The organism is Pseudomonas sp. NFACC45 (assembly GCF_900113505.1).
Taxonomy (GTDB): domain Bacteria; phylum Pseudomonadota; class Gammaproteobacteria; order Pseudomonadales; family Pseudomonadaceae; genus Aquipseudomonas; species Aquipseudomonas tehranensis.
Genome location: NZ_FOPO01000015.1, coordinates 13,452 through 36,816 on the forward strand (window position 1 = coordinate 13,452; position 23,365 = coordinate 36,816).

Here is a 23,365-nt window from a genome sequence, read left to right on the forward strand (position 1 = left end):
CAGCCTGACGTAAAGGCATACGTCATTTGACGTAGGGAAAATCGCACAAAGCTGGTGCAGGCTAGCGCTCCGGGCCCATGCCACCTTGCTCCCTCACGCGCGGGCACGCGCATGGGCAGCCGTCGACGCCACCCGGCGGCCGAGGCATGGAAATTGCTCAATTTTTCACCAGCGCAACACCCGCCAGGCATGGAGCGCCTTGACCGCAGGAGGCTTTTACCGTGCTACCACCCGGCACCCAGCGCATCGCCAAGATCCGTCGTGACTACAACCGATGGGTCGCCGACGAGACCATGGAGGACTACGCCCTGCGCTACACGCCAAAGTCCTTTCGCAAGTGGTCGGAGCTGCGTATCGCCAATACCGCCCTGGGTGCGGTGTCGTTCCTGGCGCTGGAAGCCATCGGCGGGGTGCTGGCCTTGAGTTACGGCTTCACCAACACGTTCTGGGCGATTCTCGCGGTGAGCCTGGTGATCTTCTTCACCGGCCTGCCGATCAGTTACTACGCAGCCCGTTACGGCGTCGACATGGACTTGCTGACCCGTGGCGCCGGTTTCGGCTATATCGGCTCGACCATCACCTCGCTGATCTACGCCAGTTTCACCTTCCTGTTCTTCGCCCTGGAAGCGGCGATCATGGCCCTGGCCCTTGAGCTGTATTTCCATATTCCACTGGCCTTCGCCTATGTGATCTGCTCGCTGCTGGTGATTCCGCTGGTGGCCTACGGGGTGACCCTGATCAGCCGCCTGCAACTCTGGACTCAGCCACTGTGGCTGGTTCTGCTGGTGCTGCCCTATCTGTTCGTGCTGGCAAAAAATCCCCAGGCCTTCAGCGACTGGACCAGCTTTTTGGGGCGCAGTGCCAGCGGCGGAGACTTCAATCTGCTGGAATTTTTCGCGGCCTGTACCGTGGCCCTTTCGCTGGTGACGCAGATCGGTGAACAGGTCGATTACCTGCGTTTTCTGCCAGAGAAAAACGCCGCCAACCGCAAACGCTGGTGGGCCGCGCTGCTTTGCGCCGGTCCCGGATGGATCATTCCCGGCGCCTTGAAAATGGCCGCTGGAGCCTTCCTGGCCTTTCTCGCCCTGCAACACGAAATCCCCATGGAGCGTGCCGCCGAACCAACCCAGATGTACCTGGTGGCCTTCAGTTACGTCTTCTCCTCGCCGGAATGGGCCTTGGGCGCCATGGTGCTGTTTGTGTTCGTCTCACAGATGAAGATCAACCTGACCAACGCCTACGCCGGCTCACTCGCCTGGTCGAATTTCTTTGCCAGAGTGACCCACAGTCACCCGGGTCGCGTGGTATGGCTGGTGTTCAATGTGGCGATTGCGTTAATGCTGATGGAACTGGGCGTGTTCGACGTCATCGACCAGGTGCTCGGCCTCTACGCCAATATCGCCACCGCCTGGATCGGCTGTGTGGTCGCGGACCTGGTAATCAACAAACCTCTGGGGTTGTCGCCCAAACACATCGAGTTCAAGCGCGCGCACCTTTACGACATCAACCCGGTGGGCGTCGGCGCGATGCTGATTGCCTCGCTGCTGTCGATTCTCGCCCACTTCGGCCTGTTCGGTGCCCTGGCTCAGGCCGCCCCACCCTTTGTCGCCCTGGGTGCCGCGTTGATCATGGTGCCGCTGCTGGCCTGGGCGACGGGCAGTCGTTATTACATCGCCCGTGCCAGCGACCCATTGTTGTTGCACCCGGTAGAAGCGGGTACGCAGATCACCTGCGGCCTGTGCAGCAACCCGTTTGAAAGCGCCGACATGGCGTTCTGTCCGGCCTACAGCACGCCCATCTGCTCGCTGTGCTGTTCGCTGGACGCGCGTTGCGGCGATCGTTGCAAACCCCAGGGGCGTCTGTCCGCGCAGTTCGAGTCGCTGTTGCGCTGGTTGCTGCCCAACAGCATGGTGCCCCGCCTGCACACGCGGCTGATGCATTACCTGGGCCTGTTGCTGGTGCTGATCCTGATGCTCAGCGGGGCCCTCGCGCTGATCTACAGCCAGGCCTCTGGAGGCTTGCCCCATTCGGCGCCGCTGTACCAGGCGTTTTTCAAGGCTTTCCTGACCCTCTCAATGTTGGCGGCGATTCTCGCCTGGTGGATCGTCCTGACCCGGGAAAGCCGCCATGTGGCCCAAGAGGAGTCGACCCGCCAGACCCAGTTGCTGATGCAGGAAATCGCCGCGCACCGCGTCACTGACCAGGCCCTGCAGGATGCCAAGGAGGCCTCCGAGGCAGCCAATGCGGCCAAGAGTCGCTACATCACCGGGCTGTCCCATGAGTTGCGCACGCCGCTCAACAGCATCCTGGGCTTTACCCAAAACCTGCAACGCGACGCGGCAATGCCGGAGCAGCATCAGGATGCCCTGGCGACCATTCTGCGTAGCGGCTCGCACCTGCTGTCGTTGATTGACGGCCTGCTCGACGTGGCCAAGATCGAGGCCGGCAAACTGCGCCTGGAACTGACGGAAATCCCCTTCCCGGAGCTGATCCACGACCTGGAGCTGATGTTCACCCCGCAGGCCGAGGAAAAAGGCCTGCGCTTTCGCCTGGAACTGATCGGCAAGATGCCGGCGGTGGTGCGGGGTGACGAGAAACGGGTTCGGCAGATCCTGATCAACCTGCTGGGCAACGCGGTCAATTTCACTGACAGCGGTGAGGTCTGCCTGCGGGTCAGTTACATGCGCGAAACGGCAACCTTCGAGGTCATCGACACAGGGATCGGCATAGACCCCGAGCATATCGAACGGATCTTCCAGCCGTTCGAACGTGGCGACCTGATGCGCCAGGACAAGGGCGTCGGCCTCGGTCTGACCATCACCCGCATGCTCACCTCGCTGATGGGCGGTGAATTGCAGGTCAAGAGCCAGCAGGACCAGGGCACCTGCTTCCAGGTGCGGCTGTTTCTCTCTCAGGTGCGCGCGCCCCAGGCGGTGGTCCATGTCGAGCACGACATCATCGGCTACCAGGGGCCACCGCGTCGTGTGCTGGTGGTGGACGATCATGTCGACCATCGCAAGGTGCTCAGCGGCATGCTCACACCGCTGGGTTTTGAGGTCGTGCAAGCGAGCAACGGCCAGGAAGCCATTCGCCAGGTGGCACTGCTGGGGCCGGACCTGATCCTGATGGACCTGTCGATGCCGACCATGGATGGCTGGGAAACCAGCCGCCTGATTCGCCGCAACGGGTTGTCCAACGTTCCGATCATCGTGATCTCGGCCAATGCCTTCAACGACGAACGCAATCTGGCCAGTGCCTGCAACGACTATCTGGCCAAACCCGTGCGCACGCCGGAGTTGCTGGAGCGCATCCAGGCGCAACTTGACCTGCAGTGGGTGCGGCGTGAAAGGCCTGCGTCCGCGGCACTCCCTGCACACTGGGTCTTACCCTCACACCCGGACCTTGTCACCCTCGGCGAGCTCAGCGCCATGGGCTATGTCCGTGGGTTACAGGAAAAGCTCGACAGCATCCAGGCCGAGACACCGCAGACGGCAGCGTTTATCGGGACACTGCGCAAGTTGCTGAAGAACTTTCGCCTGGACGAAATCAACCGCGCCCTCAAGGAGGCAGAAGATGAATGCACTGACCACAGTCGCTGAACCCGGTGTTGTGCTGATTGTGGATGACACCCCGGACAACCTCGCCCTGCTCTCCGACGCGCTTAACGATGCCGGCTATATGGTGTTGGTGGCCCTTGACGGGCTAAGTGCGTTGAACCGTATCGAGCGTCGACGCCCGGATCTGATCCTGCTGGACGCAATGATGCCGGGCCTGGATGGCTTCGAGACCTGTCGGCGGATCAAGGCGCAACCCCAGAGCGCTGATATCCCGGTGCTGTTCATGACCGCGCTGACGGAAAGCTGCCATGTGGTTCAGGGTTTTGAAGTGGGTGGTAGCGACTACGTGACCAAGCCGATCCAGATCGACGAAGTGTTGGCGCGGGTCGCCGCGCACTTGCGCACTTCACGCATTCTGCATTCTGCCCGTGCGGCGTCGCAGCCAGTGGCGGCCTTGAGCCTGAATGACGAACCGGCCAGCCAGGTGTTGTCGGCACGCTTTCAACTGACGGGGCGTGAAGTTGAAGTGTTGCGCTGGGTGGCCTGTGGGAAAACCAATCGCGACATCGGCACCATCCTGGATTTGAGCCCGCGTACGGTGAACAAGCATCTGGAGCATGTGTACATCAAGCTGGGGGTGGAGACGCGTACAGCGGCAACGTCGGTGGTGCTTTCGGCGATGACCGAGCATCGGCGGACGTAGCGAATTTCCGTGAGACGGGTGGCGAAACCTACGGCTACCGAAGGCGGGTCTGGCGCGTCCAGTTGATGCCTCTCTAATGCGATGACACATAGATAGACGGCGTGGCAGGCGCGGGCAACGCATAAGTCGCCTTCATCCACTCGATCTCGGCCTGGGGGGTACGGCCAAAGAAGCGCTTGAACTCACGGCTGAATTGCGACGCACTTTCGTAGCCCACGTTGAACGCCGCTGCCGAAGCGCTCATGGCATTGCGTAGCATCAGCAGGCGTGCCTGGTGCAGGCGCGTCGACTTCAAGTACTGCATGGGGGAGGAGTCGGTCACGCTGCGAAAGTGCAGGTGAAAGTTGGGCACGCTCATGCCGGCCTCATGGGCAAGTGACTCGACGTCCAGACGCTCCTGGTAGCTGCTGTGGATTTTGCGAATCACGCGAGCGATCTTACCGAAGTGCCCCTGGCGATTAAGCGCGGCATGCATTGAGCCGCCCTGCTCGCCAGTGAGGATGCGGTAGTAGATTTCTCGTACCAGTGACGGCCCGAGTATTTGCGCGTCACCCGGACGACTCATGGCTTCAAGAAAACGCAACGTCGAGGCACGCAGCCGGTCATCCATGGGCGAGGCATACATGCCCTTGGGCAGGGCATCACTTGGGCCCAGCACCTCATCGACTTGCAATATCAACTCGCTGGCCAGCTGAAAGTCGAGCCGCATGTAGATCGCCAGCATGGGCTCGGCAGCGCTGGCGTCGGTCTCCATGGTGAAGGGCACGGGGACGGACACCACCAGATAATGCTGGGCGTCATACACGTAGACGTCTTCCCCCAGATAGCCGCGCTTGCGCCCCTGACACAGGATGACGATGCCCGGGTCATACAAGACCGGCGTGCGGGTCAGTGGCCGGTTCGAACGCAGAAAGCGGATGTCGTCCAGCGCGCTCAGGTTGTAGCCCTCGACCGGCGCGAGCTGCTCCATCAACTGCACCATGCGCAAGGTGTGTGGATCGGTCGGCGTCATCATTGCCCCCTTTGCTGGCCGCTCAACCGTCAGTCGAGCGGGTCAGCGCCTCCCATCGGTCAATCTCACTGGCCGTTCGAGTCAATTTGTCACGCACCAGGTTCAACGCGTCACTGCCCAACAACAAGTGCGCCGGTGGCGTCGGGCTGGCGATGACCTGCAACATTGCTTGGGCAGCCTTGCGCGGGTCGCCGAGCTGTTTACCGCTTTTCTCTTCCCGCGCTTTACGCACCGGATCGAAACTGGCGTCATAGTCGGCAATGCTGCGCGGCGTGCGCTGCATCGAACGACCTGCCCAGTCAGTGCGAAACGAGCCGGGCGCCACGGCGGTCACGAAGATGTTGAACGGCAGCAATTCCTGGCTCAGCGTATCGGAGATACCTTCCAGCGCAAACTTGCTCGCACAGTAATAGGCAATACCCGGCATCGTGATGGTTCCGCCCATCGAGGTGATATTGAGAATATGACCGGCACGACGTTTGCGGAAATACGGCACGAAAGCCTTGGTCACCGCCACCGCGCCGAACACGTTGACGTCGAACTGGCGGCGCATCTCTTCCAACGGCGACTCTTCGAAGATGCCCTCATGGCCATAGCCGGCATTGTTGACCAGCACATCGACCGGGCCGTGGCTGGCTTGTGTGGAAGCGACAACGCTGTCGATCCGCTCGAAGTCAGTGACATCCAGGATGACGCCATGGGCATGATCCGGGGACAGTGTCTCGAAGGCCTGCAACGCCGCTTCACTGCGCACGGTGCCGATGACTCGATGGCCCTCCGCAAGCGCTTCCCGCGCCAGGGCGTTGCCCAGGCCGCTGCTGACGCCGGTGATGAATAGGGTTTTTCTGCTGCTCATGGCGAGCCTCCAATAAGGTGGGTGCAAGGCCATGGTAGCGAGGCAGAACCGGGGCCCCTATGCCGGTTTGCCTTGCAGCATTGCCTATTCCTATCAGGACTCGAGACCAAGCCCATCTCGAACATCAGGTTCCGCACATTGCCCTGACGTCACCTGTCTGAATATAATGCGATTCATTATCAATTATGTATTTTCCGAGATGCTGATGCGCAGCAACGACACACTGGGCAATGCCGATCTCGCGCTGCTCTATCGCAGCCACCATTCCTGGTTGCACAGCTGGCTGAGCCGGCGCATCGGATGTCACGAAAGCGCAGCCGATCTGGCGCAGGACACGTTTGTACGCCTGCTCAAATCCCGTCAGATAAGCCCGTTGCGCGAACCCCGGGCTTATCTGAGCAGCATCGCCCGCGGACTGATGATCGATCGCTATCGCCGTCGCGAACTCGAACGCGCCTACTTCGAGAGTCTCGCGCTGCTCCCTCCACAAGCGGCCCCCTCGGAAGAAGAACGGTTGCTGATTCTTGACAGCCTTGAGCGCATCGACCGTCTGCTCGACCTGCTGAAACCGAGAGTTCGCCAGGCTTTTCTACTCGCCCAGCTCGACGGTTTGACCTGCCTGCAAATCGCCGAAAAATTGTGCGTTTCCCGCTCTACGGTTGAACGCGACTTGGCCAAGGCCCTGCAACACTGCTATCGCTTGCGTTATGCCGAACAGTGAAGCGCAGGTGCTGGACCCGGCGGTGGTCGACCAGGCGATCCACTGGCTGGTGCGCCTGCGCTTCAATCCAGCCGACGAGCAAACCCAGCGCACCTTTGAGCACTGGCTGCGGCAGCGTCCTGAGCATTTTTTAGCGTGGCAGCGTGTAGAAGCGCTTGGCGATGACTTCGCGGGCGTTCCACCTGATTTGGCCCGGCACACCCTCAAAGGCGCCCGCTCAGGCATGCATCGGCGCCAAAGCCTGAAGCTACTGGGTGTGCTGGCCACTGTTGGAGGAGCGACCTGGCTGGGCCGCGACTACACACCATTGCCGGCTTTGCTTGCCCAGCAGCACAGCAGAACCGGCGAGCAGAGACGCTTCCAACTCGATGACGGCAGCCTTATCCAGCTCAATAGCGACAGTGCGGTCGACAGCTATTTCAACGAACAGCGGCGCCTGATCGTTCTGCGGCGCGGCGAAATCATCGTGAATACCGGCGCCGATGCGGGCTCAGCTCAACCGCGTCCTTTCTGGGTACAAACCCGCGACGCAATCATAAGCACCCAGAACGCCCGGTTCCTGGCATACGAGCGTGACGACGGGACCCTTCTGGCGGTGCAGCGCGGCGCAGTCAGCGTATTTCCCGGATCCAGCCAAACCCTTTCGGTTAACAACACTGTCCAGGCCGGCAATCAGCGGCTGTTCACCTCAAATGGCGTTCGTGAGTTCAAGGATAACGGCCTGGATGTATGGAGCTGGAGTGACGGGGTGATCAGCGCACGCCATATGCGCCTCGGTGATTTCATTGGGGCCTTGTCGCGCTATCGGCCCGGCCTGTTGCGATGCGCCGAAGAAGTCGCGGACCTGCGCGTTTCCGGGACCTTTCAACTCGCCGACACCGATCAGGTACTGGCATTGGTGGCGCAGTCACTGCACTTACGGATTGATTATCGAACCCAATATTGGGTGACGTTGAGCGCCGCCAGCTAAGCCCTTTTCCGTCGCGCGCCAACATCAAATAAAAATGAGGTGATTTCTCATTCTCGTTCGGCATGTAAGAAAGGCTGAAATACAGGCCGATCTGCCGATCCCCTTTCTTGGAGCGAGTAAATGAGTTCGTCCCCGGTTCCACAGCGCCACCGACTGAATCGTGCCTTACACGGTGCGATCTTTGGCGTCATTGTCAGCAGCTACGCGCTACCGTCTCTGGCGCAATCCTCGAGCGTTGATCAGGCCCATCAGGTTCACTCGTGGAACATTCCTGCCGGCCCATTGGCACCGGCGCTTGACCGCTTTGCGCGCGAGGCGGGCATCAGTCTTTCTTTCGATGCGTCAAGCGTAGCGAACCGCAATACCCAGGGCGTGAGCGGGACACTCGATACGCCCCAAGCTCTGTCGTCGTTGTTGCAGGGGAGCGACATCGCGATACAGCAGCAAGGCCCGAACGCTTACTTGCTGACGCCGCAAGCCAGGGCGGACGGCGAACTCGACACCTTTCGCCTCGCGCCCATCCTCGTCAACGCCAAGGCGAGGGTCGACGGCACCGAAGACGCCAACTCGGTGGTCGCCCAGGAACTCTGGGTCGGCGGTAAGGTGGCCACCAGCATCCTCAACACCCCCGCCTCGGTTTCCGTGGTGACCGACAAGGAAATGAAGCAACGCAGCGTGAGCACCACCGAAGAACTGCTGCAATACACGCCGGGGGTTCTTACCGACTATTACGGCACTGACGACCGCAACGATTACTTCCAGATCCGCGGCTTTCAGGCCACGACCTATCGGGACGGCCTGACCCTGGGTTCAATGCGCGGTGTGCGCGAGGAACCTTTCGCCTATGAGCGCGTTGAGGTGATACGCGGGGCCAACTCCACACTATTCGGCCCGGCTGACCCGGGCGGTTCGGTGAACTTTGTCAGCAAGAAGCCACGCTTCGACAAGTTCGGCCAGGGCTACGTCACCTACGGTTCTTTCGACCATGTCGAAACCGGCATCGATGTCGGGGACTCGCTGAACGAAGAGCAAACCCTGGCCGGTCGCTTCACGGCAAAGATGCAAGACAGTGAGCGCGAGTACGACCATTCACAGGACGACAACAAGTTCTTGATGGGCGGCCTGACCTGGGCCCCTACGGACTTCACCTCGGCCTCCGTGATCGTGGACTACCTGAAGACCCAAAGCTCGCCCAACAGCGGCGGTTACCCGCTGGACAAGGAATACGACCGCGACAAGTTCTACGGCGAGCCCAGCTACAATTTCCACGATGTCGAACGCACCAATATCAGCGGCACCTTCAGCCATGATTTCGACAATGGGTTCGTGGTGCGCAGCAACCTGCGCTACAGCGAACTGAACGATGATTTCGGCTATGTGTTCCTCAGCGACTCCCCTACCCGCACCGGCACCACGGTCCCCCGTTATATCTTTGGCACTGACAGCGAAGCCGAGCAACTGAACGGCAACTTGATGCTGCAATACGATGCCCGCTTCGAAAACATCGACAGCAGTACGTTGGTGGGCGTGGAGTATGGCGACTCTTCGACTGAGGAACGCTCCGTATACGCCACGACAGGATCCATCGACCTGGCCAACCCGGTGTTCACCGGTGTGCCAAGCGCAGTCGCGCCCTACAGCAACAACAAGCTCGATACCAAAACCAAAGCCGTGTTCCTGCAGCAGAACCTGTCCTTCTATGAGCGCTTTATCGTCACCGCCGGTGTGCGCAACGACTCGCTGGATCTGTCCAGTACCGACATCAACAACGTAAAAGAGTCGGATGATTTCTCGGAAACCTCCTATCGCGGCGCGCTGACCTATATCGTCAACGACGAAGTCTCCACCTACGTCAGCATGGTCGAGTCGGTCTCACCGCCAACGGTGGGCGTTGTCCCGAAGACGGGCACACAATACGAAGTGGGTGTGAAATATGCGCCCATCGGTATGGACGCGTTGTTCTCGGCAGCCGTCTACGACCTCACCCAGGAAAATGTCAGCATTGCCGTCGTACTGCCCAGTGGTGTCATTGAGCAGCAAACCGTTGGCGAGTCACGTGTGCGCGGGCTGGACCTGGAAGCCAAGGCTGAGTTGACGCCCAACCTGAGCCTGGTCGGTGGCTACTCCTATATGGAGTCCGAAGTATTGCGCGGTACTTTGTACGACGGAAGTTCACTCAAGGGGAATGAGTTCGCCACGGCGCCCAAACACTCCGCTTCGCTGTGGAGCTATTACAACGTACCCGACACGGCTGTCAGCGTTGGCCTGGGTGCCCGGTATGTGGGCGCCTATTACTTCGACGCTGCCAACACTGGCACCAGCGATGGTACGACGCTCTTCGATGCGGCTTTCAACTACAACCTCTTCAAAGGCACTGACCTGGCGATCAACGTCAGCAACCTTCTGGATGAGCAACATGTGGTCGGTTCCGGTACCGCGAACTACTACAACCCGGGCCGCGAAATCACTGCAAAGCTGAGTTACAACTGGTAAGCCAGCCGTCCACGGCCTGATACCGGTCAACCCTCAAATGGCGTAAACCCCGTGGGAGCAAAACCTGCTCCCACGGGTGCGACGCTTGCCGCTTCTCGATCACGAATCAAGGCTTCTCACGCCATTGCCAAGCAAGCTGGGCGACTCTGCGGTGATCTCGCACAGCAGCGCCGTGACCGCTTTGCCCTCGACCACGCCTTGCTCTTGCAGAAGCCCCGCCACAGCACAGACAGCAAACCAGTAACGATGCACAAGGCAACTGCAGCGGGCGATGGCCCGTGATTCGGCGTCGAGCAACATGCGTGGGGGCAGCAGGCAGATCAACTCGTGCCCCCGGTCCAGATCGCCACGGCCACTGGTGCTGATCATCCGGTCGGACCTGCCGTGTCGATAGACCGCTTCGGCCACAGGCCCGGCGAAGCAATGGAGCAGGTCGCGCTCAATCGAATCAACCATGGAGGGCAAATATTCAGCAATCCCCCGGGCGGCCAACGCCGGGCGCAGGACCAGATAATCGGCCTCCACCAACCCGTCGGCGTAGTGCGGGTTACCGAGCAGATCGATCATCGGTCCCGCACACGCTTCGTCCCTGGTGCGCACGGTGATGCGTTTTATCGGCAGACCGTTCCACCAAAAAGCCAGGGCGTGGCCGGCTTCGTGGATGGCCGTGCTGCGGGGGCGTTCGTTCATGGTCCGGTCCTCTCCCGTAACCAAGCGCTGGCCCTATCATCTGCCTCGACCGGCAAGCCGGGTAAAAGAATCTGCCTATTACCCATTAATACTGTGGCTATTAGCGATCTGCCACAGAAGAACTAGCCTTGATTCAGCGCTGGCGAAAGCTGGCCAGATCAGACCTGACAAGAGATACGAAAGCGTTCGAAACGTACTGGGCTTGCCGTGGGCCACGATGCGGGTAATCGACGTCGATTGCCGGAAGGCCGAACGATCAATGTGCGAACTGTGAGCCCTGCATCTACGTAGTGATTTTCACCTGTCGCTATAGCGCCCGGCCGGGCTCGATAGCTGGATGAACACGACCAAGGTAGCTCCTCATGGCAAACGAATCGAAATGCCCGTTCAATCATGCTGCCGGTGGTGGCACCACCAACCGTGATTGGTGGCCCAACCAACTGAATCTGAAAATCCTGCACCAGCACTCACCGCTGTCCGACCCCATGGGCGAGGATTTCAATTACGCCCAAGCGTTCAAAAGCCTGGATTTCCAGGCCCTGAAAAATGACCTGAATGCGCTGATGACCGACTCCCAGGACTGGTGGCCGGCGGACTTTGGGCACTACGGGCCGCTCTTTGTGCGCATGGCCTGGCACAGCGCCGGCACCTACCGCACCGGTGACGGGCGCGGTGGCGCGGGCTCCGGCCAACAACGTTTTGCGCCGCTCAACAGCTGGCCGGACAACGTCAGCCTAGACAAGGCCCGTCGCCTGCTATGGCCGATCAAACAGAAGTACGGTCGCAACATCTCCTGGGCCGACCTGATCGTGCTAACCGGCAACGTCGCGCTGGAATCCATGGGCTTCAAGACCTTCGGCTTTTCCGGCGGCCGTGCCGACGTCTGGGAGCCGGACGAAGACGTCTATTGGGGTTCCGAAAACAAATGGCTCGGCGGAGACACCCGCTACGGCAAACCGGATAAGGCCGCGATGCAAGATCCCGGCGACGGCCAACTGGTGGCCGAACCTGGCAATGAAGAAAGCCGTACCGACCTGGGGCGCAATCTGGAGAACCCGCTGGCCGCCGTGCAGATGGGCCTGATCTACGTCAACCCGGAAGGTCCCGAGGGTCAACCGGACCCGGTCGCCGCCGGGCTGGACATCCGCGAAACCTTTGGCCGCATGGCAATGAACGATGAAGAAACCGTGGCCCTGATCGCTGGCGGCCACGCCTTCGGCAAGACCCACGGTGCCGGGCCTGCGGACAATGTCGGTGCCGAGCCAGAAGCCGCCGGCCTGGAGCAACAGGGCCTGGGCTGGAAGAACGCATTTGGCACCGGCAAAGGCCCCGATACCATCACCAGTGGCCTGGAAGTGACCTGGACCACCACGCCCACCCGCTGGAGCAACAATTATCTGGAGAACCTGTTCGGTTTCGAGTGGGAACTGACCAAGAGCCCGGCCGGTGCACACCAGTGGACACCGAAAAACGGTGCTGGCGCCGGCATCATCCCGGACGCCCATGATCCGTCCAAGCGCCGCAACCCAACGATGCTGACCACCGACCTGGCGCTGCGCTTCGACCCGATCTACGAAAAAATCTCCCGGCGTTTCCTGGAGAACCCGGACCAATTGGCCGACGCCTTCGCCCGCGCCTGGTTCAAGTTGATCCACCGCGACATGGGCCCACTCTCGCGCTACCTCGGCCCGGAACTGCCCAACGAAGAGTTGCTCTGGCAAGACCCCATCCCGGCGGTCGACCACGCACTGGTCAACGACAGTGACATTGCGTCCCTCAAGGACAAACTGCTGGCCTCGGGGCTGTCGGTGCCACAGCTTGTGTCTACGGCGTGGGCGGCTGCGTCCAGCTTCCGCGGTTCCGACAAACGTGGCGGTGCCAACGGCGGACGGCTGCGCCTGGCCCCGCAAAAAGATTGGCCGGCCAACCAGCCGGAACAATTGACGCAAGTGCTGGCGACTCTGGAAAAGGTCCGCAGCGAGTTCAACGGGGCCCAGTCCGGCGGCAAGAAAATCTCCCTGGCCGACCTGATCGTGCTGGCAGGCAGCGCCGGCATTGAACAGGCGGCGAAAAATGCCGGACTCAGCGTGACGGTGCCGTTCTCGCCAGGGCGTATGGACGCCAGCCAGGAGCAGACCGACGTCGAGTCGTTCGGCTTTCTTGAACCCATCGCCGATGGTTTTCGCAACTACCTCAAGGGCAGATACCGCGTACCCGCCGAGGCACTGCTGATCGACAAGGCGCAACTGCTGACCCTCAGCGCCCCGGAAATGACCGCATTGATCGGCGGCCTGCGCGTGCTCGATACCAACGTCGGCCACACTCAACATGGGGTTTTCACCCAACGGCCTGGGGCGCTGACCAACGACTTCTTCGTCAACCTGCTCGACATGGGCGTGGAATGGAAACCGCTCTCAGACGACCAGCAGACGTTCGAAGCCCGTGACCGCAAGACCGGTCAAGTCAAATGGACCGGCACGCGGGTCGATCTGGTCTTCGGCTCCAACGCTCAACTGCGGGCCCTGGCCGAAGTCTATGCCAGCTCGGACGCGCAGGAGCAGTTCGTCAACGACTTCATCGCGGCGTGGGTCAAGGTGATGAACCTGGATCGGTTTGATCTGAGGTGAGGCTGTCAGGTTCGCAGACAAGCCCTCAACCTGATCCAGGTTGAGGGCTTCGTTCTCTGCTCATTGCAACTCGTCCCCCATGAACTTTTCTTCACCCAACGCGTTGGTGGGATTGGGTAAAGTCCCCTCGCTCATTCAAGAAACTAAGGTTTTAGCCCGCCCTCCCGCGGGCTTTTTTTTGCCTGAAATTCAGGAAAACCCTGAGGCGCACAGCAAAATCTTCAGCAATGCCTGACACCCGAAAATAATCCTTTCAGATCCAGCGCCGGCAGCCGATACAGCCCTGTTACACGTTTTAGCTGGCTCAAAAACAACAATCTTCCAGCGTACCGACAATCAAGCAGCACAACGTTCCTGGAGGAATTTGATGAATAGCTGGTTTGGCAATATTAGCGTCAACATGAAACTGGGCCTGGGCTTTGGCCTGGTGCTGGTACTGACCTGCATCCTGGCACTGACCAGTTGGACCAGCCTGGGAGGGCTGATCGACCGCAGCAACTGGATGAGCGACATCACCAAGCTCAATGCCGGCCTGACCAAGCTTCGGGTCGTGCGCCTGCAATACATGCTGACCAACGGCGACGAGACCGCCGCACAGAATGTGCAAACCACCCTCGATGGTTTCGTCGCGCAACAGAACGCGCTGCTCAGCAGCTTCAAGAGCCCGGAAAACGTCAAGCTGCTCAAGGAGCAGAGCGCGACCATCAGCGCCTATCAGGTGTCCCTGAACAAAATGCGCAACGCCTACCGCACCGGGAACACCGCCCGTGATGCGATGACAGCCAACGCCGGGATCGCCTATCAACTGATCGAGACGCTCAACACCGACGTGCAGCAAACGCCCTTGAGCGACCAGCGCTTCGAACAATACCAGGCCATCACCGAGGCCAAGCAGGCGTTCATGTTGGCCCGCTATGAAGTACGCGGCTACACCGCCAACAGCAACCCCGAAAACGAACGCAAGGCCGTCGCCCAACTGGACGCCACCCTCGCTTCGCTTCAACCGCTGAATGCGTATTTCGCCAGCACCCGGCAAGGTGAGCTGCGTCAGCTCGAAGCTGCCCTGACTCAATACCGCAGCTCCGTCCAGGCTTTCACCCTGGCCATTGCCGAGGCGGCGCAGGCCCGCAAGGAAATGACCGACCAGGGCACGACCATCGTCTCCCTGAGCGAGCAGCTGTATCAGATCCAGCTCGACCGTCGCGATGCCGAAAGCGCCCAGGCCCGCACCCTGCAACTGGTCAGCACTTTGTTGGCATTGCTGGTAGGCATCATTGCGGCCGTGGTCATCACTCGCCAGATCACCCGACCACTGCGTGAAACCCTGGCCGTGGTCGAACGCATTGCCGGTGGCGACCTGTCGCACACCCCGATTGTCACCCGTCGTGATGAGCTGGGCGTGCTGCAACAGGGCATTGCGCGCATGGGCGTGACCCTGCGCGACCTGATCAGCGGCATCCGTGATGGCGTGACCCAGATCGCCAGCGCCGCCGAACAATTGTCCGCAGTGACCGAGCAGACCAGCGCCGGAGTCAACAGCCAGAAAGTCGAGACCGATCAGGTGGCGACCGCCATGCACGAGATGACCGCCACGGTGCAGGAAGTTGCCCGCAACGCCGAAGAAGCGTCCCAGGCAGCCGCCGCCGCAGACGGTGAAGCCCGTGCCGGCGACCAGGTGGTCAACGAGGCCATCGCCCAGATCGAACGCCTGGCCAGTGAAGTGGAGCGCTCCACCGACGCCATGACCGTGCTGCAACAGGAAAGCGACAAGATCGGCAGTGTCATGGACGTGATCAAGGCCGTGGCCGAACAAACCAACCTGCTGGCCCTGAACGCGGCGATCGAAGCGGCGCGCGCCGGTGAAGCCGGTCGTGGTTTCGCGGTGGTTGCCGACGAAGTCCGTGGCCTGGCCCAGCGCACGCAAAAGTCCACCGAGGAAATCGAAGGCCTGGTGGCCGGCCTGCAGAACGGCACCCAGCAAGTGGCCGCCGTGATGAACAACAGCCGCAGCCTCACCGACAGCAGCGTGGCCCTGACCCGCAAAGCCGGCGTATCACTGGAAAACATCACCCGCACGGTGTCGAACATCCAGTCGATGAACCAGCAGATCGCCGCAGCCGCTGAAGAGCAAAGCGCCGTGGCCGAGGAGATCAGCCGCAGCATCATCAACGTGCGCGACGTGTCCGAACAGACCGCCGCCGCCAGCGAAGAAACCGCCGCGTCCAGTGTTGAACTGGCCCGCTTGGGTAATCAGTTGCAGATGATGGTGAGTCACTTCCGGGTTTGATGAAGTGCATCCGCCGGCCTCCTTTAGGTGGCCGGCGGACAGCTCAAGCTTGAGCAGCAGAGTCCTGTCACCGTTTATCGAATCGGCAAATCCAGCTCAACCCCACCAATGTCCCGGAACCGTTCTTGGATCCGTGTACCCAATCCTGAGGCGCTATCAATTACGCCCGAATTTTCGGTCACAACTGACTGAGTGTCCGCTTTGGAGCGCTCCACGTCGGTCTTAGCATTGTCCAAGCGCTCTCGAGAGTCTGGATGATGAGTCATGCGTACGATCTCCTACTCTGTCGGTTTGAACGAACGAGACTAACATGACGTTTTATCACCCAGCCCTACCTGTTACACACTGATCGCATTGGTAAACACCAACCGATTCCCAAACGGATCGACCACCGTCATGTCCTGGCTGCCCCACGGCATGGCCTGAATCTGAGGGCGGGCGAAGGGGTATTGCTTGGCCAGCAGTTGCGCCTGGAAAGCTTCCAGTTCATCGGTTTCTATCCGCAGCGCCGAGCCGGGTGTGCAGTCGCCATGGTGCTCGGACAAGTGCAACACGCAATCGCCACGGGACACTTGCAGGTACAACGGAAAATCGTCACCGAAGCGATGTTGCCAGTCGAGGGTAAACCCCAGGAAGTCGACATAAAACGCCAATGCCTTGGTTTCATCGAAGATCCGCAGGATCGGGGTGGTTTTACCGAAGCTCATGGGTAACTCCCTGGCTGAAAAGACCCAGTTTAGATGGGTTGACCCCATTGCTTCGGCTTTGGCGGCGGCTTCTTTAATATCGCAATGCCACTACTGAGAGGACGATCACGGATAACTGCAATTGGTTTGCACCTCTCAAGCTTCGCGTGACGAACTGAATCCGAGGCGCAAATCCCCTTCTCGTGCCAGAAACCGTCCTTGCCTGCGCCCGTTCGCCCGGCCCTGGCTGAAGCTCAAGACGCCATTGACCCAGACCCCATCGATACCTTCGGCGGCCCGTTGTGGTTCGTTGAAATCGGCGACGTCCCTGATGGTATGAGGATTGAACAACACCAGATCCGCCCAATACCCTTCACTGACTTCACCACGGTCCTTCAGGCCGAAGCGCGCCGCCGACAGGCCGGTCATTTTGTGCACGGCGGTGTGCAACGGAAAAAGCCCCACGTCACGACTGAAATGCCCCAGTACCCGCGGGAAAGCACCCCACAGGCGTGGATGCGGAAACGGATCCTCCGGCAAACCGTCGGAGCCGACCATGGACAACGGGTGGGCGAGGATTCGTCGTACGTCGCCTTCGTCCATGCCGTAGTACACCGCGCCGGCCGGTTGCAGGCGGCGCGCTGCATCCAGCAGTGATACGTCCCATTCGACGGCGATGTCAGCCAGGTCGCGCCCGCCCATGTGTGGATGAGGCGTCGACCAAGTGATGGTGATGCGATGGGCATCGGTCACCTGCTTGAGATCCAGGGTCGAGGAGCTGGCCGCATAGGGATAGCAGTCACAACCGACCGGATGGGTTTTCGCCGCGTTCTCCAACGCCGCGAGCACCTGCGGACTGCGCCCCCAATTACCGGCACCCGCACATTTGAGGTGAGAAATGATCACCGGACTCCGGGCATGACGGCCGATCTGGAACGCCTCGTCCATGGCCTCGAGCACCGGTTCGAATTCGCTGCGCAGATGGGTGGTGTAGACCGCACCGAATGCGCTCAGCTCTTGAGTCAGTTGCATGACTTCGTCGGTGGAGGCCGAAAAGGCGTTGGCGTAGGCCAGGCCCGTGGACAACCCCAGTGCGCCGGCCTCCAGGCTTTCGCGCAGTTGCTGACGCATGGCGGCGATTTCTCCCACGCTGGCTGTGCGCAACAAATCGTCCATGTGGTTGCTGCGCAGCGCCGTGTGCCCCACCAGCGCCGCCACGTTCACCGCCGGCGTGGCCGCCTCCACCGCCGAACGATAATCATCGAAACTCGGATAAACGAACGCTTGGGCGGTGCCGAGCAAGTTCATCGGGTCCGGCGGCTCACCTCGCAGGCTCACCGGCGAAGCGCTGATGCCGCAATTGCCGACGATCACCGTGGTCACGCCCTGGCTGAGCTTGGGCAGCATCTGCGGCTGACGAATGACCACCGTGTCGTCGTGGGTGTGCACATCGATGAACCCTGGCGCCAGCACACGGCCGGCGGCGTCTATTTCTTCAAGCGCCCGGGTATCGCTCAAGTCGCCGATGCGCTCGATGCGACCGGCGCGGATCGCCACGTCGGCGCTGTAACCGGGGGTGTTGCTGCCATCGATGACCAGTGCGTTGCGGATAAGCGTGTCGTACAGCATCTCAGTCTCCCAGCGGCAAGTGATCGTCGCCGCCGCGGTAATCATCCAGGGCGAGTTTGACTCGCCGCAGGCGTTCTTGATTGTCTTCAGGGTGGGCCAGCGCCAACTCGGTGGCGAGTACATCGATGGCCAGCAGCATGCCGTAGCGCGCCGCCGTGGGCTTATAAATGAACGAGGTCTCGGCGCCTTGCAGGGGCAACACCACATCGGCCAGTCGGGCCAACGGTGAGTCGGCGCGGGTGATGGCCAGGATTGCCGCACCATAACTGCGCGCCAGTTCAACCGCGCCGAGCAGTTCCGGGGTGATGCCGGTGAGTGAACAGGCGATGACCAAATGCTCCTGGCTCAATGAGGTGGCGGTGATGCGCATCATCACCGGATCCCGGCAGGCGGCAATCGAGTAGCCAAAACGCACCAGCCGGACCTGCAATTCCTCGCCGCACAGCGCCGACCAACCGCCGAGCCCGAACGCATGAATCATCCGCGCCTTGCCGAGCATCCGCACGGCGTCGCCGAACCGAGACTCTTCGAATGCCGACAGGTGCTGACGCAGGGTCGTCTCGATATCGCCGACGATCTGCCCATAAAACGCCGATTGCTCGGGCGCGCCGGCGGGGTCGAGAAACCGGCTGCCGACGCCACTGGCCTGGGCCAGTTGCAGGCGCAAGTCCCGCAGGTCGCGGCAGCCAACGGTACGGGCAAACCGTGACAGCGTGGCGCTGCTCACTTCGGCGCGCTGGGCCAGTTCATCCAGACTGGCCGAGGCGGCGAATCCAACGTCGTCGAGCATCAGCCGGGCGATTCTTCCTTCGCCGGCGCTGAAGGAATCCTGACGGGAGCGAATCTGGTAAAGGATGTCCATGACGGCACCTGTGTGGGAGCGCTGCGATTAAAGCAAGCGCGCGAGTCCTAGGGTCAGGCCGAACGCAACCAGGGAGATCAGCGTTTCGAGTACGGTCCAGGTCTTGAAAGTTTGAGTGACGGTCATATTGAAGTATTCCTTGATCAGCCAGAAGCCGCCGTCGTTGACGTGGGAAAAAATCACCGAGCCGGCTCCGGTGGCCAGCACCAACAGCTCGGGATGGGGATAGCCCAGACCGATCGCCACAGGCGCGACGATGCCCGACGCCGTGGTCATCGCCACCGTGGCCGAGCCGGTGGCGACACGCATCAGGGCGGCGAACAGCCAGCCCATGACCAATGGCGATAGTTGAAATTCCTCGGCCAGGCCGACGATTTGTTGAGTCACCCCGGCGTCCACCAGAATCCGGTTCAAACCACCGCCAGCGCCCACCAGCAACGTGATGCTGGCCGTCGGCGCCAGGCATTCGTTGGTGAACTTGAGGATCGATTCACGGTTGAAACCCTGGGCCAGGCCCAGCGTCCAGAAGCTGAGAAGGGTCGCCAGCAGCAAGGCAATCACCGAGTTGCCGATGAACAGCAGGAACTGATTGAAGCCGCTGCCCGGCTCGGAGATCAGGTTGGCCCAACCGCCGATCAACATCAGCATCACCGGCAGCAGGATGGTCCCCAGGGTTATCCCGAAACCCGGCAGATTGGCCCGGGGCTCGCGGTCGAGGAATTGTCGCTCCAGCGGGTTATCGTCCGGCAGTTGGATGCGCGGCACGATGAACTTGGCGTACACAGGGCCGGCGATGATCGCGGTAGGAATACCGATCAGGATCGCGTACAGCAAGGTCTGCCCCACCGAGGCCTGGAACGCCTGCACCGCCAGCATGGCCGCCGGGTGCGGCGGCACCAGGGCATGCACCACCGAGAGCCCGGCGACCATCGGCAACCCCACCATCAGGATCGACACGCCCACGCGCCGGGCAATGGTGAACGCGATGGGCACCAGCAGCACGAATCCGACTTCGAAAAACAACGGCAACCCCACCAGGAACGCAATGCACACCATGGCCCAATGGGCGTTGCGCTCGCCGAAGCGCTCGATCAGCGTCTGCGCCATGCGCTCGGCCCCACCGGACTCGGCCATCATCTTGCCGAGCATCGTGCCCAAGGCCACCACCAGCGCGATGTGCCCCAGGGTCTTGCCCACGCCCGCCTCGTACGCCCCAACCACACTGGACGGCGGCATCCCGGCCAGCAGCGCCAGGCCAATGGACACCAAGGTAATGACAATGAACGGATTAAGCCGGTATCGGGCGATCAAAACGATCAGCGCAATGATGGCGATGGCCGCGTAGACCAACAGCCAATAACCGAATGCAGATGCCATGCGTTACTCCTCGAATGGGGTCACGACGTTGTGTTTGTGAAACTCATAAATCATTTCGAGGAATAATCTTCAAACGCACTGAAAGTAATTTTCGTACACAGACAAGAAATGTCGCTGACGGACATCGCGATGCAGCCGCTATGAAAATCCCGCGCTGGACTTTCATGCACAACCATTCTCTTGTGGCGAGGGGATTTATCCCCGCTGGGTTGCGCAGCAGCCCCAAACCAGGCAACTCGGTGCGCCAGCAAGATTGGGCCTAATGCCTTAGGACTACGGTGCAGCCCAACGGGGATAAATCCCCTCACCACAGACGGCTGGCCGCACCGGGCTCAATTCCGTACCATCCCCACCTTGTTTTTTGCACCGAGCCCACGGCAGCCGATGTTCAAGCGCTGCGCAGTCAGGAAAATCATGAAACCAGCACGTCTTCGCGCCGACGCCCTCGCCGGCCTCACCACTTCTTTTGCCTTGCTGCCCGAATGCATCGCGTTCGCCCTGGTGGCCCATCTCAACCCGTTGATGGGGTTGTATGGCGCGTTCATCATTTGCACGCTGACCGCGCTGTTTGGCGGGCGGCCCGGCATGGTGTCTGGCGCGGCGGGATCAATGGCCGTGGTGATTGTCGCGCTGGTGGTGCAACACGGCGTGCAATACCTGCTGGCCACTGTGCTGCTGGGCGGGTTGATCATGATGGCGTTCGGGCTGTTACGGCTGGGCAAACTGGTGCGCATGGTGCCGCACCCGGTGATGCTCGGTTTCGTCAACGGTCTGGCGATCATCATCGCGCTGGCGCAACTGGAACACTTCAAGAGTGGCGAGAGCTGGCTCAGCGGCGGCCCGTTGTACCTGATGATCGGCCTGGTGGCGCTGACCATGGCCATCGTCTACCTGTTGCCGCGCCTGACCCGCAGTGTTCCGCCGGCCCTGGTGGCGATCCTGGGGGTTGGTCTTGCGGTCTACTTCTTCGGCCTGCCGACCCGCACTCTGGGTGACATGGCGCATATCGCCGGCGGCCTGCCGGCTTTTGTCTGGCCGGACATTCCCTGGAACCTGGAGACGTTGCGGATCATCGCACCCTATGCGGTGGTGATGGCGATGGTCGGCCTGCTGGAAACCCTGCTGACCCTGAACCTGACCGACGAGATCACCGAGAGCCGCGGCTACCCGGACCGCGAGTGCGTGGCGTTGGGCGCAGCCAACATGGCCTCTGGCCTGTTCGGCGGCATGGGCGGTTGCGCGATGATCGGCCAGACCGTGATCAACCTGAGTTCGGGCGGCCGCGGCCGGTTATCCGGCGTGATTGCCGGGGTGATGGTGCTGCTGTTCGTGTTGTTTCTGTCGCCGTTGATCGAACGCATCCCGTTGGCCGCGCTGGTCGGCGTGATGTTCGTGGTGTCCCAGCAGACCTTTGCCTGGGCCTCGCTGCGGGTGATCAACAAAGTGCCGGTCAATGATGTGTTGGTGATCATCGCGGTGACGACCATCACGGTGTTCACCGATCTGGCGACCGCGGTGCTGTGCGGCATTATCATTGCGGCGCTCAACTTTGCCTGGCAACAGGCCCGGGAACTGTACGCCGACACGCATCTGGAGGCGGACGGCAGCAAGCTCTATCGCCTGCACGGCACCCTGTTCTTCGCCTCGACCACGCCGTTTCTCAACCAGTTCGACCCGGCCAACGATCCGGCCCTGGTGACCCTGGACTGCCGCCACTTGAGCTTTGTCGACTATTCGGCCATCGCGGCGCTCAAGACCCTGCGTGAACGCTATAGCAAGGCCGGCAAGCACCTGCGGGTGTTTCACTTGTCCGAACGCTGCAAACAGATGCTCAAGCGGGCGGGCGTCCAGCACGACTGAAAAGACTGACGAATAGCTGCGACACACCGTCGCAGCCCAATCCTTCGCCCTCTTCCCATGCCGTATACTCGCCCCGCCTTTCCAACCTCGCCCACGCCGGAGTGTTTCGATGGATCCTGTGGTTTTCGAAGAGTGGATGATGACCGGCCTTGTCAGCATCCTGATCATTTTCATGGGTTTTATCGTCTGGGATCTGGCGAAGAAGTCCAAGGCCGGGCGTTTCGGCTCGTTCATCCTGTTTTTCGTGCTGGGACTGGGCGTGGCGGCATTCGTCATCAAGAGCGTGGTGATCGGCCTGATCGAGACCGGCACCTTATAAACGCGCCGGCACTTCCTTCCACTGGCCCTGATCCAGCCCTTCGAGCGTCCAGTCGCCGATCCTGACCCGCACCAGACGCAATGTCGGCAAGCCCACCGCGGCGGTCATGCGCCGTACCTGACGGTTGCGCCCTTCGCGAATCACCAGTTCCAACCAACTGGTCGGCACGCTTTTACGAAAGCGCACCGGCGGGTTGCGCGGCCATAGTTGCGGTTCGTCCAGTTGCCGTGCTTGTGCGGGCAAGGTCATGCCGTCGTTCAACTCCACGCCATCGCACAGACGCTGCAATTGCTCGGCACTGGGCTCACCTTCTACTTGCACCCAATAGGTCTTGGCCAGTTTGTGCCGGGGGTCGGCGATGCGGGCCTGCAGTTGCCCGTCGTTGGTAAGTAGCAGCAACCCTTCGCTGTCGCGATCCAGCCGCCCGGCGGGATAAATGCCGGGCACGTCGATAAAGTCCTTGAGCGTCGCCCGCCCCTGATCGTCACTGAACTGCGTCAGCACATCGAAGGGTTTGTTGAACAGGATCAGCCGCGGCTCGGCCGGCGCGGCCTTGGCCACACGGCGCGGGGCGGATGCGGGAGGTTTCGCGCCAGGACGGCGGGAAGCGGGACGGGGCGGACGGGGCATGGCAAACACAACATCTAACGGTCTGGGCCGACCATGCTAGTGGCCCGACCGTTAAATAACCACTGTCCCATCAACAGGACATCAGT

The 23,365-nt window shown here is 61.0% G+C and carries 17 protein-coding genes and 1 pseudogene; 10 read left to right on the top strand and 8 right to left on the bottom strand.

The features are described from left to right. The first annotated feature begins 221 nt into the window (after positions 1-221). The gene (locus BM132_RS24700) at positions 222-3,599 is read left to right on the top strand and encodes an ATP-binding protein (protein ID WP_092459397.1); all 3,378 of its coding nucleotides are present in this window, start codon (positions 222-224) and stop codon (positions 3,597-3,599) included. Then, a complete protein-coding gene (locus tag BM132_RS24705; RefSeq protein WP_092394492.1) occupies positions 3,574-4,260 on the top strand; it encodes a response regulator transcription factor in 687 nt (228 codons plus the stop codon). The genes BM132_RS24700 and BM132_RS24705 overlap by 26 nt, the downstream gene beginning before the upstream one ends. A gap of 73 nt (positions 4,261-4,333) precedes the next feature. On the opposite strand, the gene BM132_RS24710 is transcribed toward BM132_RS24705, so the two are convergent. Both BM132_RS24710 and BM132_RS24715 read right to left on the bottom strand, forming a co-directional pair. Continuing rightward, positions 4,334-5,272, bottom strand: a complete 939-nt coding sequence (locus BM132_RS24710; protein WP_092394495.1) for an AraC family transcriptional regulator — start codon at positions 5,270-5,272, stop codon at positions 4,334-4,336. 22 nt (positions 5,273-5,294) lie between these two features. Next, positions 5,295-6,128 carry an oxidoreductase gene (locus tag BM132_RS24715; protein WP_092459399.1) on the bottom strand — a complete coding sequence of 278 codons (834 nt, stop codon included), beginning with the start codon at positions 6,126-6,128 and terminating at the stop codon, positions 5,295-5,297. Between the two features lie 205 nt (positions 6,129-6,333). Here BM132_RS24715 and BM132_RS24720 point away from each other — a divergent pair, with 205 nt between their 5' ends. The 3 genes from BM132_RS24720 to BM132_RS24730 all read left to right on the top strand — a co-directional run bounded on the left by BM132_RS24720 (position 6,334) and on the right by BM132_RS24730 (position 10,312). After that, on the top strand, positions 6,334-6,849 hold the full coding sequence (locus BM132_RS24720) for a sigma-70 family RNA polymerase sigma factor (RefSeq protein ID WP_092394930.1): 516 nt from the start codon (positions 6,334-6,336) through the stop codon (positions 6,847-6,849). Further along, a complete protein-coding gene (locus tag BM132_RS24725; protein WP_092394501.1) occupies positions 6,836-7,819 on the top strand; it encodes a DUF4880 domain-containing protein in 984 nt (327 codons plus the stop codon). Before BM132_RS24720 ends, BM132_RS24725 begins: the two co-directional genes overlap by 14 nt. A 120-nt stretch (positions 7,820-7,939) precedes the next feature. Then, positions 7,940-10,312 (top strand): TonB-dependent siderophore receptor, encoded by a 2,373-nt coding sequence (locus BM132_RS24730; protein ID WP_092459401.1) that lies wholly within the window; start codon positions 7,940-7,942, stop codon positions 10,310-10,312. 99 nt (positions 10,313-10,411) lie between these two features. On the opposite strand, the gene BM132_RS24735 is transcribed toward BM132_RS24730, so the two are convergent. Beyond that, positions 10,412-11,002: a hypothetical protein gene (locus tag BM132_RS24735; protein WP_092459403.1), complete on the bottom strand. Its 591-nt coding sequence runs from the start codon at positions 11,000-11,002 to the stop codon at positions 10,412-10,414. A 362-nt stretch (positions 11,003-11,364) separates the two neighbouring features. Between BM132_RS24735 and katG the strand changes: the two genes are divergently transcribed. The 3 genes and pseudogenes from katG to BM132_RS29015 all read left to right on the top strand — a co-directional run bounded on the left by katG (position 11,365) and on the right by BM132_RS29015 (position 15,916). Beyond that, on the top strand, positions 11,365-13,629 hold the full coding sequence (gene katG / locus BM132_RS24740; protein WP_092459405.1) for a catalase/peroxidase HPI: 2,265 nt from the start codon (positions 11,365-11,367) through the stop codon (positions 13,627-13,629). A 502-nt stretch (positions 13,630-14,131) separates the two neighbouring features. After that, positions 14,132-15,010: pseudogene (locus BM132_RS29010) on the top strand (methyl-accepting chemotaxis protein); the annotation flags it as partial. Positions 15,011-15,211: 201 nt separating this feature from the next. Then, the gene (locus BM132_RS29015) at positions 15,212-15,916 is read left to right on the top strand and encodes a methyl-accepting chemotaxis protein (RefSeq protein ID WP_371264159.1); all 705 of its coding nucleotides are present in this window, start codon (positions 15,212-15,214) and stop codon (positions 15,914-15,916) included. 338 nt (positions 15,917-16,254) lie between these two features. On the opposite strand, the gene BM132_RS24755 is transcribed toward BM132_RS29015, so the two are convergent. From BM132_RS24755 to BM132_RS24770, 4 genes are all read right to left on the bottom strand, one after another. Continuing rightward, on the bottom strand, positions 16,255-16,623 hold the full coding sequence (locus BM132_RS24755; RefSeq protein WP_092394519.1) for a glyoxalase superfamily protein: 369 nt from the start codon (positions 16,621-16,623) through the stop codon (positions 16,255-16,257). A 135-nt stretch (positions 16,624-16,758) separates the two neighbouring features. Beyond that, positions 16,759-18,231, bottom strand: a complete 1,473-nt coding sequence (locus BM132_RS24760; RefSeq protein ID WP_092459409.1) for an N-acyl-D-amino-acid deacylase family protein — start codon at positions 18,229-18,231, stop codon at positions 16,759-16,761. Between the two features lies 1 nt (position 18,232). Beyond that, positions 18,233-19,093: a MurR/RpiR family transcriptional regulator gene (locus tag BM132_RS24765; RefSeq protein WP_092394525.1), complete on the bottom strand. Its 861-nt coding sequence runs from the start codon at positions 19,091-19,093 to the stop codon at positions 18,233-18,235. 27 nt (positions 19,094-19,120) lie between these two features. After that, on the bottom strand, positions 19,121-20,470 hold the full coding sequence (locus tag BM132_RS24770) for a GntT/GntP/DsdX family permease (RefSeq protein WP_092459411.1): 1,350 nt from the start codon (positions 20,468-20,470) through the stop codon (positions 19,121-19,123). Positions 20,471-20,884: 414 nt separating this feature from the next. Here BM132_RS24770 and BM132_RS24775 point away from each other — a divergent pair, with 414 nt between their 5' ends. Both BM132_RS24775 and BM132_RS24780 read left to right on the top strand, forming a co-directional pair. Continuing rightward, on the top strand, positions 20,885-22,330 hold the full coding sequence (locus BM132_RS24775) for a SulP family inorganic anion transporter (protein WP_092459413.1): 1,446 nt from the start codon (positions 20,885-20,887) through the stop codon (positions 22,328-22,330). A 109-nt stretch (positions 22,331-22,439) separates the two neighbouring features. Then, positions 22,440-22,649 (top strand): DUF2788 domain-containing protein, encoded by a 210-nt coding sequence (locus BM132_RS24780; protein WP_047230243.1) that lies wholly within the window; start codon positions 22,440-22,442, stop codon positions 22,647-22,649. Here BM132_RS24780 and BM132_RS24785 read toward each other — a convergent pair. Continuing rightward, entirely contained in the window at positions 22,644-23,210 is a 567-nt protein-coding gene (locus BM132_RS24785; protein ID WP_177218218.1) for a pseudouridine synthase, read from the bottom strand. The two genes, BM132_RS24780 and BM132_RS24785, sit on opposite strands and share 6 nt — an antisense overlap. Between the last annotated feature and the right edge of the window lie 155 nt (positions 23,211-23,365).